At 70.4% G+C, this 13,311-nt stretch carries 12 protein-coding genes; 6 read left to right on the top strand and 6 right to left on the bottom strand.

The window, feature by feature from the left end:
* Positions 1-42 precede the first annotated feature (42 nt).
* The 3 genes from recF to Sp245p_RS18940 form a co-directional block, all read right to left on the bottom strand.
* The gene (gene recF, locus Sp245p_RS18950; protein WP_014197768.1) at positions 43-1,221 is read right to left on the bottom strand and encodes a DNA replication/repair protein RecF; all 1,179 of its coding nucleotides are present in this window, start codon (positions 1,219-1,221) and stop codon (positions 43-45) included.
* Positions 1,222-1,361: 140 nt separating this feature from the next.
* A complete protein-coding gene (dnaN, locus tag Sp245p_RS18945; protein ID WP_014197767.1) occupies positions 1,362-2,492 on the bottom strand; it encodes a DNA polymerase III subunit beta in 1,131 nt (376 codons plus the stop codon).
* 262 nt (positions 2,493-2,754) lie between these two features.
* Positions 2,755-3,636, bottom strand: a complete 882-nt coding sequence (locus tag Sp245p_RS18940) for an SDR family oxidoreductase (protein WP_014197766.1) — start codon at positions 3,634-3,636, stop codon at positions 2,755-2,757.
* A 52-nt stretch (positions 3,637-3,688) separates the two neighbouring features.
* Between Sp245p_RS18940 and Sp245p_RS18935 the strand changes: the two genes are divergently transcribed.
* The 4 genes from Sp245p_RS18935 to Sp245p_RS18920 all read left to right on the top strand — a co-directional run bounded on the left by Sp245p_RS18935 (position 3,689) and on the right by Sp245p_RS18920 (position 7,114).
* The gene (locus Sp245p_RS18935; protein ID WP_109138760.1) at positions 3,689-4,495 is read left to right on the top strand and encodes a tetratricopeptide repeat protein; all 807 of its coding nucleotides are present in this window, start codon (positions 3,689-3,691) and stop codon (positions 4,493-4,495) included.
* Positions 4,496-4,641: 146 nt separating this feature from the next.
* Positions 4,642-4,941, top strand: coding sequence for a FeoA family protein (locus Sp245p_RS18930; RefSeq protein ID WP_051658377.1), 300 nt, complete (start codon positions 4,642-4,644; stop codon positions 4,939-4,941).
* A 67-nt stretch (positions 4,942-5,008) separates the two neighbouring features.
* Positions 5,009-6,898 (top strand): ferrous iron transporter B, encoded by a 1,890-nt coding sequence (gene feoB, locus Sp245p_RS18925; RefSeq protein ID WP_014197764.1) that lies wholly within the window; start codon positions 5,009-5,011, stop codon positions 6,896-6,898.
* 33 nt (positions 6,899-6,931) lie between these two features.
* On the top strand, positions 6,932-7,114 hold the full coding sequence (locus Sp245p_RS18920) for a hypothetical protein (RefSeq protein WP_014197763.1): 183 nt from the start codon (positions 6,932-6,934) through the stop codon (positions 7,112-7,114).
* Positions 7,115-7,124: 10 nt separating this feature from the next.
* On the opposite strand, the gene Sp245p_RS18915 is transcribed toward Sp245p_RS18920, so the two are convergent.
* Positions 7,125-8,702, bottom strand: coding sequence for a bifunctional diguanylate cyclase/phosphodiesterase (locus Sp245p_RS18915; protein ID WP_052584421.1), 1,578 nt, complete (start codon positions 8,700-8,702; stop codon positions 7,125-7,127).
* A 485-nt stretch (positions 8,703-9,187) separates the two neighbouring features.
* Between Sp245p_RS18915 and Sp245p_RS18910 the strand changes: the two genes are divergently transcribed.
* Positions 9,188-10,012, top strand: coding sequence for an alpha/beta fold hydrolase (locus Sp245p_RS18910; RefSeq protein ID WP_014197761.1), 825 nt, complete (start codon positions 9,188-9,190; stop codon positions 10,010-10,012).
* Between the two features lie 11 nt (positions 10,013-10,023).
* On the opposite strand, the gene Sp245p_RS18905 is transcribed toward Sp245p_RS18910, so the two are convergent.
* The gene (locus tag Sp245p_RS18905; RefSeq protein ID WP_014197760.1) at positions 10,024-10,680 is read right to left on the bottom strand and encodes a response regulator transcription factor; all 657 of its coding nucleotides are present in this window, start codon (positions 10,678-10,680) and stop codon (positions 10,024-10,026) included.
* Entirely contained in the window at positions 10,677-12,305 is a 1,629-nt protein-coding gene (locus Sp245p_RS18900) for a sensor histidine kinase (RefSeq protein ID WP_109138759.1), read from the bottom strand. Before Sp245p_RS18900 ends, Sp245p_RS18905 begins: the two co-directional genes overlap by 4 nt.
* A 250-nt stretch (positions 12,306-12,555) precedes the next feature.
* On the opposite strand from Sp245p_RS18900, the gene Sp245p_RS18895 reads away from it, so the two are divergent.
* On the top strand, positions 12,556-13,227 hold the full coding sequence (locus tag Sp245p_RS18895) for a hydrolase (protein WP_014197758.1): 672 nt from the start codon (positions 12,556-12,558) through the stop codon (positions 13,225-13,227).
* The last annotated feature ends 84 nt before the right edge of the window (positions 13,228-13,311 follow it).

Raw genomic sequence — 13,311 nt, 5'->3', positions numbered from 1 at the left:
TCTGGGCTTTTGAGCCCATTTTCGAGCGCCCATTTTCGAGTGCTAGGCCGGGGTCACGGTCGCATCCTCGATGTGGAAGCGTTTGGCGGCACCGCCGAGCGGCCCGAACACCGAATCGTCGGTGCCGGTCATCCAGGCCTGGGCGCCCAGCGCCAGGATCTCGTCGAACAGCGCCTCGCGCCGCTGGGGGTCCAGATGGGCGGCCACCTCGTCCAGCAGCAGCAGCGGGGCGGCCCCGCGCTCCGCCGCCAGAAGGCGGGCGTTGGCCAGCATGATGGCGATCAGCAGCGCCTTCTGCTCCCCGGTGGAGCAGAGCGCCGCCGGCATGTCCTTCTGGGCGTGGCGCACCGCGAGGTCGCTCTTGTGCGGCCCCAGCGTGGCGCCGCCGCCGTCCGAATCGGCCCGCCGGCTGTCGCGCAGCGAGCGGCGCAGCGCGTCCTCGGCGGCCAGCGCCGGACCGTCGTCGAGCCAGCGCTCCACCGTGCCCTGGACCGTCAGGTCGGCGCCGGGAAAGGGGCCGACGGCCCGCCCGCAGGCGGCGCGCAACCGCTGCACCACGTCGCGGCGGGCGGCGGCCACGGCGACTCCGGTGGTCGCCATCTGGTCCTCCAGGCCGCTCAGCCAGCCCTCGTCGCCGTTCCAGCCGCGATGCCCCTCGCGCAGCAGGCGGGCGCGCTCGCGCAGGGCGTGCTCGTAGCGGCTGAGCCGGCCGGCGTGGGCGGGGTCGAAGCCGAAGACGAGGCGGTCAAGGAAACGGCGGCGCCCGCTGGAACCCTCCAGGAACAGCCGGTCCATCTGCGGGGTCAGCCAGACGACGGCGACATGCTCGGCCAGCACGGTCTGGCCCTTGGCGGGGTGGCCGTCCACCCGGACGACGCGGCGGTCGCGCTCGGCGCCCGACGCCGCCTGGGGGCCGATCTCGCGGCCGGTGCCGATCTCCACCGGGCCGGTGGGGGTGTCCAGAACGGCGGCGACCGCCCAGCCGGTGCCCGCGCCATTGCCGGCGCCGCCGCCGATCCGCTCGACCTCCGACAGCTTGGCGCCGCGCAGGCCGCGTCCGGGGGCGAGGAAGCTGACCGCTTCGAGCAGGTTGGTCTTGCCGGCGCCGTTCGGCCCGGTCAGCACCACCGGGCGGCGGTCGGGCTCCAGGCGCGCGCTGTCATAACCGCGGAAGCGGGTCAGGGTCAGGCGCGTCACCGCCAAGGCGGCCGGAGTGTCCATCACGGGGACGGGATAGGGCGAAGTCTGTCTGGCGTCGAGCAAAGCGTCCGATCCGGGATGCGGGGACCGGGCCGCCGCACCCCGTCAAACACGGGGTCCGGAGCGCGCCGGCCCGAAAAGCGCCGATCCGTCCGGACCGGTCACACACGCATCGGCATCAACACGTAAAGGGCCGTGGAGTCGGCGACGTCGCGCACGATGGTCGGCGACGCGGCGTCGGCCAGCGAGAAGCGCGCGCCCTCGCCCTCGATCTGCTGCGTGATATCAAGCAGATAGCGAGAGTTGAAGCCGATTTCCAGGGGGCCTTCCTGGTAATTGACCTCCAGCTCCTCCGTCGCGCTGCCGGCCTCGGGGCTGGTCGCGGACAGGGTCAGCGTGCCGCGGGTCAGCGACAGCTTCACGGCGCGGCTCTTCTCGGTGGAGATGGTGGCGACGCGGTCCACGGCGGCGGCGAACAGCTTGGCGTCCACCTCCATCGTCTTGTCGTTGCCGACCGGGATGACCCGCTCGTAATCCGGGAAGGTGCCGTCGATCAGCTTGGAGGTCACCACCACCGAATCGAAGGCGAAGCGGATCTTGTTGTCCGACAGCGACAGCTCGATGCGGTCGGCGGCCTCGTCGATCAGCTTGCGGATCTCGTTTACGGTCTTGCGCGGAACGATGACGCCGGGGATGCCGGCGGCCCCCTCCGGCAGCGGCATCTCGACCCGCGCCAGGCGGTGGCCGTCGGTCGCCACGGCGCGCAGCACCGGCAGCTCGGCGCCGCCGGCCTTGGCCTTGGCGGCGTGCAGGTAGATTCCGTTGAGGTAGTAGCGCGTCTCTTCGGTCGAGATGGCGAAGCGGGTGCGGTCGACCAGCGCCCGCAGGTCGCCCGCCGTCAGGTCGAAGCGGTGCGGCAGGTCGCCGCCGGACAGCTGCGGGAAATCGTCGACCGGCAGGCAGGACAGCTTGAACTGCGAGCGGCCGGCGCGCAGCGTCAGGATTGTGCCGTCACCGCCGATGTCCAGCTCCACCTGGCTGCCGTCGGGCAGCTTGCGCACGATGTCGTACAGCGTGTGGGCCGGGGCGGTGGTGCCGCCCGCGCGGGTCACCGTGGCCGGGACCGTCTCGACGATCTCCAGGTCCATGTCGGTGGCGGCCAGCGACAGCTCGCCGTCGCTCGCCCGCAGCAGCACGTTGGACAGAATGGGGATGGTGTTCCTGCGCTCCACCACGCTCTGCACATGACCAAGGGACCGGAGAAGGGCGGCGCGTTCGATGATGATGTTCATGCTGGTCGTCGTCTCGGCAGGTCGTGTTTTTTGCGATTCGCAGGCGTACCCATGCCGGTCCGGCCGCAATCCAGCGGGCCGGAACGGGGGCGCATGATACCACAACGTCGGTTTTGCCGAACCAAATTCGTTCGGCGCGGTCGGGCGGTCGCCGGAAACGACGATTCCAGCCCATCCGGAGGCCCGTGACGCCCCCGCGGGGTGCCGCCGTAGGGGGAATGCGGCCGGGGCGGGAGGGCGCGCGATTCGCGCCGCCGCGACTCTACCGCCCGCTCTCCGCCGCGAACTGGGCGTCCAGCCCGGCGCGGTAGTCGGGGTAGGCCAGCGCCACGCCGAGCTGGCGCTTGATGCGGTCGTTCTTCACCCGGCGGCAGTCGGCGTAGAAGCTGGCGGCCATCGGCGACAGTCCGGCCTCCTCGAAGGGCACCAATGGCGGCGGCTCGACCCCCAGCAGGCCGCAGGCGTAGCTCACCACCTCGTGGGAGGGGGAGGGCAGGTCGTCGGCGACGTTGTAGACCGCGCCCAGCGTCGGCTTGTCCATCGAGGCGCGCAGCGTCGCCGCGATGTCCTCCACATGGATGCGGCTGAACACCTGTCCGGGCTTGTCCACCCGCCGGGCGGTGCCGTCGCGCACGTTGTCCAGCGCGCTGCGCCCCGGCCCGTAGATGCCGGCCAGCCGGAAGAGATGCATCGGCACGCCGTACTGGCGGTAGAGGTTCAGCCAGCCGCGCTCCGCCTCGACGCGGCGTTTCTGCCGCTCGCCGGTCGGGCGCAGCCACGCCGCCTCGCCCACCCACTCGCCCTTGGTGTCGCCGTAGACCCCGGTGGTGGAAAGATAGCCGGCCCAGTCGAGCGTCCGCAGGTCCGCCAGATCCATGGCGTGCTGGTCGAGCACCGGGTCGCCCCGCTCGTCGGGCGGCACGCTGACGAGCAGATGGGTGGTGCCGGCGAGGGCGGCGCGGGCGTCCTCCAGTGGGCGGCCCCGGTCGAACAGGAACGCCTCGATGCCCTGCGCCTCCAGGGCGGCGCGCTTGTCCTCGCCGCGGCAGGTGGCGGCGATCCGCCAGCCCTCGGCCTTCAGCCGGTCGGCGAACACGCGGGCGGTGAAGCCCAGGCCGAAGACGAACAGACGGGGTGAAGCCATGTCTTGCGGGGTCCTTGCGTCGGAAGCGGCAATGGCGGAGTGTAAGGCCGCCATGAACCGACGCAACGCTTACCTCATCACGGCCGCGCTGGCGCTCTTCTCCGCCGGCCCGGCCTTCTCCGCTCCCGCCGTCGATCACAACCGGGAGTTCCAGGCCTGCCTGACGCTCGCCGAGAAGCGCCCGGCCGAAGCGCTGGAGAGCGCGCAGACCTGGCTGAACCGCGGCGGCGGCGACCATGCCCGGCTGTGCCAGGCGCTGGCGCTGTTCCACAAAGGCGACTTCACCACCGCCGGGGCGCGGCTGGAGGAACTGGCCCCGGTGCTGGGCAAGGACGATCCGAAGGCCGGGGCCTCGATCCTCGGGCGGGCCGGCTGGGCGTGGCTGCGCGCCGGTGACAATGTGCGGGCGGAGCGGGCCTACAGCCGCGCCCTGGCGCTCCAGCCGGATGACGTGGACCTGCTGATCGACCGCGCCATCGCGCGGGCCGAGACGGAGCGCTTCTGGGACGCCGTGGCCGACCTGGACGCGGCGCTGAAGAAGGACCCGCGGCGGCCCGAGGCCTATCTCTACCGCGCCGCCGCCCACAAGGCGCTGGCCAACGACCGGCAGGCCGTCGCCGACATCGACCGCGCGCTGGAACTGCGCCCCGGCGATCCCGACGCCCTGCTGCTGCGTGCCACAATCAAGGCGCAGGCCGGCAATCTGCCGGGCGCGCGGGAGGATTGGAGCCAGATCGTTCGCAACACGCCGAACAGCGCGGCGGCGAAGACGGCGCAGGCCAACCTCGACCGCTCCGCCAGGGCGCCGGCTCCCGCCGCCAAGGGCGACGCGAAGGGACCGGCACCCGCAAAACCATAATCGCGATATGGTCGTTACGCTCATTTTACAAGGCTCCTGCGACATTTAGCCGGCTGGACGGATGCGAACGCTTCGCAGGATCATCCGCGGCGAAGAGGGGCGGACAGGAACGCGCCCCCCACCTCCCGGTGCGATCAGGTGCAGCCATGAGCGGTCATCCCACCCCCGAAACGGGCCAGTCCCCCGGCGGACGGCATTTGGGCGAGTTGAAGAAGGGCGAGCGCGCCCGCGTGACCGGCGTCGATGAGCGGGGGGTCGTCACCACCCTTCCCGAAGGGGAGCTGGAACGGCGCATGATCGAGATGGGGCTGGTCGAAGGCTCCCACGTCGAGGTCCTGCACGAAGCCTTTCCGGGCCGCGACCCCATCGCCATCCGCGTGAACGAGCACACGCTGGCGCTCCGCCGCGCCGAGGCGCGCGCCGTGCTGGTGGCGCCCGCCGCCTGACGCCCGCCATCTGACCCGCGGCGCCGCCACCCTCCTTCAAAGCGACCTCCTGCAAGGACATCCGGCCATGTCGGTCCTGGACTCCGCCCTGCCGCCGCGCATCGCGCTGGTCGGCAACCCGAACTGCGGCAAGACCGCCCTGTTCAACGCGCTCACCGGTTCCCGCCAGAAGGTGGCGAACTACCCCGGCGTCACCGTGGAACGGAAGATCGGGCATTTCGTCAGCCCGCTCGGCCGCCGGGTGCAGGTGATCGACCTGCCGGGCACCTACAGCCTGCGCGCCCGCTCCCCCGACGAGGAGGTGACCCGCGACGTCGTGCTCGGCCGCTTCTCGCACGAGGACAGTCCGGACCTGCTGGTCTGCGTCGCCGACGCCACCAACCTGCGCCTGAACCTGCGGCTGGTGGTGGAACTGAAGCGCCTGGGCCGCCCGATCATCCTGGCGCTGAACATGATGGACGCGGCGGAGAAGCGCGGCTGCCGCATCGACGCGGCGGCGCTGTCCGCAGCGCTCGGCGTGCCGGTGGTGCCGACCGTCGCCATCCGCCGCGGCGGCGTCCAGCCACTTCTGGAGCAGATCGACGGCGCCATGGCCATGGCGTCCGATGCGGGGGAGAATCCTCCTCCCTGCGGCTGGAGCGAGCCCTCCTCGCGCGACCTGCGGGCCTACCACCAGGAGGTCGAAGGGCTACTGGCCGGCTGCGTGGCCGACGCCGGCCTGCCTCCGCTGGCGACCCGGCGGGTGGACGCCGTGCTGCTGCACCCGGTGTTCGGGCTGGCCTTCCTGTTCCTCGTGCTGTTCCTGATGTTCCAGGCGGTGTTCGCCTGGGCCGAGGCGCCGATGAACCTGATCGACGGCGCGGTCAGCGGGCTCAAGGACTGGGTGGCCGCCACCCTGCCGGACGGCGCGCTGCGCAGCCTGCTGACCGACGGGATCATCGCCGGGGTGGGCAGCGTGGTCATCTTCCTGCCGCAGATCCTCGTGCTGTTCTTCTTCATCCTGGTGCTGGAGGCGACCGGCTATCTCGCCCGCGCCGCCTTTCTGCTGGACCGGCTGATGGGCGGGGTGGGGCTGCATGGGCGGGCCTTCATCCCGCTGCTGTCCAGCTTCGCCTGCGCGGTGCCCGGCGTCATGGCGGCGCGCACCATCGAGAACCGCGCCGACCGGCTGGCGACCATCATGATCGCCCCGCTGATGACGTGCTCGGCCCGGCTGCCGGTCTACACGCTGCTGATCGCGGCCTTCGTGCCGGACCGTCCGCTGCTGGGCGGGCTGGTCGGGCTGCCGGGGCTGGTGATGTTCGCGCTCTACGCCGCCGGCATCCTGTCGGCGCTGGCCGTCGCCTTCGTTCTGAAGGGCACGGTGTTCAAGGGCGCCCGCGAGCCGCTGCTGATGGAGCTGCCGGCCTATCGCCTGCCCAACCCGCGCGACATCGCGCTGGGCCTGTTCGAGCGGGCCAAGGTCTTCCTGGCGCGGGCCGGCACGACGATCTTCGCGCTGATGATCGTCATGTGGTTCCTGGCGAGCTTCCCCGGCGCGCCGGAGGGGGCGACCGAGCCGGCCATCCAGTATTCCATCGCCGGCATGATCGGCCACGCGCTGGAACCGCTGCTGGCGCCCATCGGCTTCACCTGGCAGATCGCCGTGGCGCTGGTGCCGGGCATCGCGGCGCGCGAGGTTGCGGTCGGCGTGCTGGGCACGATCTACGCGCTGAGCGAGAGCGGCGACGCGCTGCAATCCTCGCTGGCCGGGGCGCTGGCCGCCTCCTGGAGCCTGCCGACCGCGCTGTCGCTGCTCGCCTGGTACGTCTTCGCCCCGCAATGCGTCGCCACCCTGTCGGTGGTGAAGCGGGAGACCAACGGCTGGTTCTGGCCGGCGGTGATGTTCGCCTACATGATCACGCTGGCCTATGGGGCGAGCTTCATCACCTACCGCGTCGCCTTGGCGTTGCTGTAAGGGGCTGCTGCAAGGAAAGGGGAGGGCACGGCCATGTGGCAGGATCTTCTGGTCGCCGTGGTGGTGGCGCTGGCCGCGGCGTGGACGGTGTGGCGGGTGATCCTGCCCGCCGGGCTGCGCGCCCGCCTGCTGGGCAGGGCCGCGCCGAAGGGCTCCGGTTGCGGCGGCGGGTGCAAGGGCTGCGGCCCGGCCGGTGGTGGTTCAAGCTGCCACTGAGTGGGAGGGTCTACAGGGCCGGGACCCGGACGGCGCCCCTCTTGACCGCGTACATCGCCTGATCGGCGTGGACGATGAGTTGCTGGGCGTCCCGCCCGTCCTGCGGATAGACCGCGACGCCGATCGACAGGGCGAGCGGCAGCCGCAGCCCGTCGATCAGGATGGGCTCCGCCAGCGCCGTCCGGCACTTGTCGGCGACGGTTTCCGCCCCGGCGGGGGTCACCTCCACCTCCAGGATGATGGCGAACTCGTCGCCGCCGATGCGGGCGATCAGGTCGGATTTGCGCAGCAGGCCGGACAGGCGCCGCGCCACCACCCGCAGGACCTCGTCGCCCCGGCTGTGGCCATGGGTGTCGTTGATCGGCTTGAAACCGTCGAGGTCGATGTAGAGCAGGGCGAACAGGGCGCCGCCGCGCTCCGACCGGTCGATGGCCTGTTGCAGCCGGTCGTGGAACATGGCGCGGTTCGGCAGTCCGGTCAGCGCGTCGTGGTGGGCCATGTGGGCCATGCGCGCCTCGCTCGCCCGCAGGGCGGCCTCCTGCTCCCGCAGCTTGCCCAGCAGATAGTTGAAGCCCTGCGCCAGTTCCCCGACCTCATCCATGCGATGGACCGGCAGGGGCGCCAGCTCGACATGCCCGTCGGCCATCTGGTGCATCCGCCGCGCCGCCTCGGTCAGCGGGCGGAAGAAGCGGCGCATGCCGATGAACAGCACGGTCACGGCGAAGGCGGCGATCATCAGGCTGTTGGTGGCGATGAAGGTCTGGAGGTCGCGCACCCCCTCGAACGCCTCCGCCGTGGGCAGCCGGGCGACCAGGAACCAGCCCGCCGTCGGGACCGCGGCGATGGCGGACAATTCCTCCACCCCCGCCGCGTTGACGGTGACGCCGGTGCCGCGGTAACCGGCCATGGCCCGGTCGTGCAGCGGGTTCACCCCTTCCGGCGGGGTCGCGGTCAGGATCATCCCGTGGTCGCTGGCCGACACGAACAGCCTGTCGCGGGGGGAGACCAGGAGGAAACCGCCGCTGCGCCCGATGCGGTTTCCCTGGACCAGATTGAGGAAGCCCGGCGACGACAGGGCGGTGGCGCCGCTCAGGACCGCGACCGGGCGTCCGGCGGCGTCGGTGACGGCCATCGCCATGACCACCATCGGCTCGTCGTCGAGAGAGGAGCGGGCGGGCCGCCCGATCACCGGTTCGCGGGAGTTCAGCGCCGCCTGGAACCAATCGCGGCTTGAGACGTCGAAATCCGGCGACCGGTGCCGTTCCGGATAATCGGCGACGACCTCGTGGCCGTCGGGCCGGACGACCATCAGCCCGCGCGAGAACAAAGGCGCGATGTCCTGATGCCGTTTCAGCCAGTCGCGCAGGGCCGTGGGATCGTCGAGGGCTGCCAATGGCAGGCTTCCGGCGGCGCGGCGCAGGAGGTCGAGCCGTGCCTTGATCTTCTCGTCGATGTCGTGGGCAACGTAGGAAGCGGTCGATTGCTGTTGGGACGAGGCCAGGTTGTTGATCTTGCCCTCCAAGAAGGAGGACAGAACCCAGATGCGCGCGCAGGCGCCAACGAAGACCAGAGCTAGTCCAAAAAGCATAAGACGTACGATGACGCTGCGGCTTTGCCGGCGCAGTTCATCAACCACCGCGACGAGCATTCGCAAGCTCCGCTCCTCCAAGAAACCGTCCGCACATTTCCCAGATGGATAGGCTTCCTGTCCACCGCTGTCCGAAGATAAACGATGCCGTGCCCATCCGGAAGACGCAAAGGGCGCTAAATCTTCGACAAAAGCACCAGAACTGATTGAAAAAACGAAATATTTCCACCGCTGGGCGAACAGTGGCAGCGCCGATTCGCGCGCCTTTCCGTTCTCGGCTCCCCGCCCGTGATTCAGCGGCCCCGCTCTTCATCGGCTTGCCATACGCACGGGCAGGCCACCGATACCTCCGTATAGTTTCCAGGCCGGACCGCCTTCGGCACTGTTGTGACGCCGACGAGGTTCCGCGCTGCCCATGGGAAGGCCGGTGTCCGCCTTCCCCTCGCGCCGCGGATCTTTCGCGCGCCCGAAAAATGGAGGGGGTTTTGAGCACGATCTCGACCAAGGACGGCACCCGCATCTTCTACAAGGACTGGGGCAGCGGACAGCCGGTGGTCTTCTCGCACGGATGGCCGCTCAGCGCCGACGCCTGGGACGGGCAGATGCTGTTCTTCGGCCAGCAGGGCTACCGGGTCATCGCCCACGACCGGCGCAGCCATGGCCGCTCGGACCAGACCTGGACCGGCAACCACATGGACCAGTACGCCGACGATCTGGCCGAACTGCTCGACGCGCTGGACGTGCGCGACGCGGTGATGATCGGCCATTCCACCGGCGGCGGCGAGGTCGCCCGCTACATCGGGCGCCACGGCACCGGGAGGGTCGCCAAGGCCGTTCTGGTCGGGGCGGTGCCGCCGATCATGCTGAAGACCGCCGCCAACCCCGGCGGCCTGCCGATGGAGGTCTTCGACGGCATCCGCAAGGGCACCTACGACGACCGGTCGCAGTTCTTCCTGGACCTGACCATGCCCTTCTACGGCTTCAACCGCGACGGGGCGAAGGTGTCGGAAGGGCTGCGGCAATCCTTCTGGCTGCAGGGCATGATGGCCGGGATCAAGGGCGCCTACGATTGCATCCAGCAATTCTCGGAAACCGATTTCACCGAGGATCTGAGGAAGATGGCGCTTCCGACGCTGTTGATCCACGGCGACGACGACCAGATCGTGCCCATCGACGCGGCGGCCCGCCGCGCCGTGGAGATCGCGCCGCAGGCGACGCTGACGGTCTACGAAGGGGCGCCGCACGGCCTGACGGCCACCCACCAGGACCGCTTCAACGCCGACGTGCTGGCTTTCATCAAAGGATCGTAAGCAAGGACCGGTCAGGACTCACCGTTGGGGGTCACCTTGTCGGCGATGCGCACCAGATCGGGCAGGGACCGCGCCTGCATCTTGCGCATCACGCTGGCACGGTGGACCTTCACGGTGATCTCGCTGAGTTGCAGCTCGGCGGCGATCTGCTTGTTGAGCTGCCCGGCGGCGACGAGCTGCATCACCTCCCGCTCGCGCGGGGTCAGGCTGCGGAAGCGTTCCTGAAGATCGGACAGGGCGTCGACGGCGCGGCGGCGGTCGCGGTCGCGCTCGATGCCGGTGTGGACGGCGTCGATCAGATCCTGGTCGCGGAAGGGCTTGGCCAGGAACTCGACGGCGCCCGCCTTCATCGCCGTCACCGACATGGGAATGTCGCCATGGCCGGTGATGAAGACGACCGGCAAATGGATGCCCGCCCCGGTCAGCTCGCGCTGGAACTCCAGCCCGCTCTGGCCAGGCAGCCGCACGTCCAGCACCAAGCAGCCCGGCGCGTCGGGCCAGCGATGCTGCAGAAAGTCCTGCGCCGAGGCGAAGGGCAGGGCCGTCAGCCCGACCGAGCGCAGCAGGCTGACCAGCGATTCCCGGATCGACGGATCATCGTCGATGATGGCGACGAAGGGGGTTTCCATGGTTGCGGGGGACCGGTCGGAAACGGTGCGGTCGGTCATCGCATCCGCTCCAGAGCGGTGCCGGCGGCCGGCCGCTCCGGCTCGTCGTCGGCGGGCAGGGTGAAGCGGAAGACGGCGCCGTGGGGCTGGTTGGCGGCCACCCACAGCCGGCCGCCATGGGCCTCCACGATCGACTGGCAGATGGTCAGCCCCATGCCGATTCCATGCTCCTTGGTGGTGAAGAAGGGTTCGAACAGCCGCTCCTCCTGGGTCGCCTGCAACCCGGTGCCGGTGTCCTCCACCGACACGAGGACGTCCGCGAGCCCGCGGCGGCGCGAACGGATGCTCAGCACACGCGGACGGTCGGAGACCGCGCTCATCGCGTCGTCGGCGTTGGCGATCAGGTTCAGCAGCACCTGTTCGAGCTGCACCGGGCTGCCGTTGACCGGCGGCAGACTCTGCTGAAGGTCGGTGCGCACGGCGATCCGGTTCAGGCGGCGTTCGCCTTCGGTGCGGTCCAGCGCGCTGCGGATCACGCCGTTGATGTCCAGCCGGCTGCGTTGGGGCGGCGCCTTGCGGAAGGAATCGCGGATGCAGGCGATCACCCGCGCGGCGCGGTGGCCGTCGTCGGAGATGCGCTTCAGCGCCGCCCGCACCTCCACCAGATTGGGCGACGGGCGGTCCAGCCAGCGCAGCCCGGCGCCCGCGTTGGTGACCATGCTCGCCAGCGGCTGGTTGACCTCGTGCGCGATGGAGGCGGAGAGCGCCTCCAGGCTGGCCAGACGCGCGTCGCGCACCCGCCGCTCCGCCGCCACCGAGCGGACCAGCCGCCCGTAGAGCGTCGTCATCTCCGCCAGCAGGATCAGCAGGACGACGCTGGAGGCGGCCAGCCCGAACAGCCGCCCCGACCACCAGCCGGCACTGAAGCGCCCGCCGCTGATGAAGCTGAGCAGGCAGGTCTCGATGGCCCAGGCGGCCAGGACGACCATCAGCCAGAGGTCGAGGACGGAGCGCCGCTGCCGCCACAGGACGACCAGTGCGGCGGCGCAGAGCGCCAGCGCGGTCACCGGCACGACCCGCCACAGCGGCGTTTCCCGCATGCTGTCGACCATCAGCCGGGGAAGAACGGCGTCGTTGGCCAGCGCGAAGGCCGTCAGGCCCCCGGCCAGCGCCGCCGCCAGCGCCACGCCGCCCGCGATGGCGGGCAGGGCAGGGCGGTGCGCCTCGCGCGGGCCGGCCTCCACGGCCTTCAGCAGCGCGTAGGCCAGGATGAACAGCGGCAGTCCGATGCGGCGCCCGGCGGCGATGATGGCCGTGCTCTGCAGACCGGCGCCGAGCAGCCCGGTCGGGGCGAAGACGCCGGGGAAGGTCAGCGCCCAGGGAACGATCAGCAAGGCCGTGACCAGATAGCCGGCAGCCAGCGCCAGCAGGGCCGGCGAGCGTTGCGTGGCGTAGAGAGCGAACAGCAGGACGGCGGTCATCAGCTCGGTCAGCAGGACCGCGGTGGCGTAGGCGGGCAGCAGGACCGCCGTGCCGTCCAGCGTCAGGCGGGCGAAGGGCGCCGCGATCGCCAGCGCGACCAGAAGCCCCACCACCGTGACGACGGCCAGCCGCGTCTGCCCCGCCCCCGGGGGCAGGGTCGCCAGAAGAAACCGCTGGTCTCCGGGGACATCCCTCGTGCGCATCACCGTCGCTCGCCCGGCCGTCGGGTCACGTCTTCTCTCAATCCTGTCCCTTTGCCCTGTCCCTTTACCCTGACCGGCACCGGCGGCGAGCGGCGCCTTGGCCTGATATACCAAGGTATAGGGCCGGCAAACGCAAGTTCAATGTCGCCGTCCTCTGTCCCTGGCCGATGCTTCGACGCACCGCCGGACCACGGGCATCGCCGCAGGGCCCGCCTGGGGCACCGGCGCCAAGAACAATGGGGATAGAGACATGACCATCACCGCCACCGCGACTCCTGGCAAGCTGCTCGTATCGCCGAAGGACCACGCGCTGATCATGATCGATCATCAGTCGCAGATGGCCTTCGCGACCCATTCGATCGACGCCACGACGCTGCGCACCAACACCGCGCTGGTCGCCCACGCCGCCGCCGGCTTCGGCGTCTCGACGATCCTGACCACCGTCGCGGAAAAGAGCTTCTCCGGCCCGATCTTCTCCGAGATCACCGAGGCCTTCCCGGGGGCGGAGGTCACCGACCGCACTTCCATGAACACCTGGGAGGACGCGAACGTCATCAAGCGGGTGAACGGCCTGGGCAAGACCCGGCTGGTCTTCTGCGGCCTGTGGACCTCGGTCTGCATCGTCGGCCCGACCCTGTCGGCGCTGGACCAGGGCTTCGAGGTCTACGTCATCGCCGACGCCTGCGGCGACGTCTCGGTCGAAGCGCACCAGCGCGCCATGGACCGCATGGTCCAGGCCGGCGTCCGCCCGATGACCTCGCTCCAGTACATGCTGGAGTTGCAGCGCGACTGGGCGCGCACCGAGACCTACGAGATGACCACCGGCATCGCCAAGAAGTACGGCGGCGCCTATGGCCTGGGCATCATCTACGCCAAGACGATGTTCGGCGCGTCGGAAGGCGGCCACAGCGCCGCCGCCTGATCCGCAGCGCTTGCTTTGCGGCGCCCGATGCCCCGCGCCGCGGCGGACCGGTCCCGACCCTTCCCGGGGCCGGTCCGCCTCTTT

The organism is Azospirillum baldaniorum (genome assembly GCF_003119195.2).
Classification (GTDB): domain Bacteria; phylum Pseudomonadota; class Alphaproteobacteria; order Azospirillales; family Azospirillaceae; genus Azospirillum; species Azospirillum baldaniorum.
This window is presented reverse-complemented; position numbering and strand designations above follow the sequence as displayed.

Excerpts from the sequence above, each read along its gene's own strand:
- recF (WP_014197768.1), bottom strand. The coding sequence starts at position 1,221 with ATGGACACTCCGGCCGCCTTGGCGGTGACGCGCCTGACCCTGACCCGC.
- dnaN (WP_014197767.1), bottom strand. The coding sequence starts at position 2,492 with ATGAACATCATCATCGAACGCGCCGCCCTTCTCCGGTCCCTTGGTCAT.
- Sp245p_RS18940 (WP_014197766.1), bottom strand. The coding sequence starts at position 3,636 with ATGGCTTCACCCCGTCTGTTCGTCTTCGGCCTGGGCTTCACCGCCCGC.
- Sp245p_RS18935 (WP_109138760.1), top strand. The coding sequence starts at position 3,689 with ATGAACCGACGCAACGCTTACCTCATCACGGCCGCGCTGGCGCTCTTC.
- Sp245p_RS18930 (WP_051658377.1), top strand. The coding sequence starts at position 4,642 with ATGAGCGGTCATCCCACCCCCGAAACGGGCCAGTCCCCCGGCGGACGG.
- feoB (WP_014197764.1), top strand. The coding sequence starts at position 5,009 with ATGTCGGTCCTGGACTCCGCCCTGCCGCCGCGCATCGCGCTGGTCGGC.
- Sp245p_RS18920 (WP_014197763.1), top strand. The coding sequence starts at position 6,932 with ATGTGGCAGGATCTTCTGGTCGCCGTGGTGGTGGCGCTGGCCGCGGCG.
- Sp245p_RS18915 (WP_052584421.1), bottom strand. The coding sequence starts at position 8,702 with ATGCTTTTTGGACTAGCTCTGGTCTTCGTTGGCGCCTGCGCGCGCATC.
- Sp245p_RS18905 (WP_014197760.1), bottom strand. The coding sequence starts at position 10,680 with ATGACCGACCGCACCGTTTCCGACCGGTCCCCCGCAACCATGGAAACC.
- Sp245p_RS18900 (WP_109138759.1), bottom strand. The coding sequence starts at position 12,305 with ATGCGCACGAGGGATGTCCCCGGAGACCAGCGGTTTCTTCTGGCGACC.
- Sp245p_RS18895 (WP_014197758.1), top strand. The coding sequence starts at position 12,556 with ATGACCATCACCGCCACCGCGACTCCTGGCAAGCTGCTCGTATCGCCG.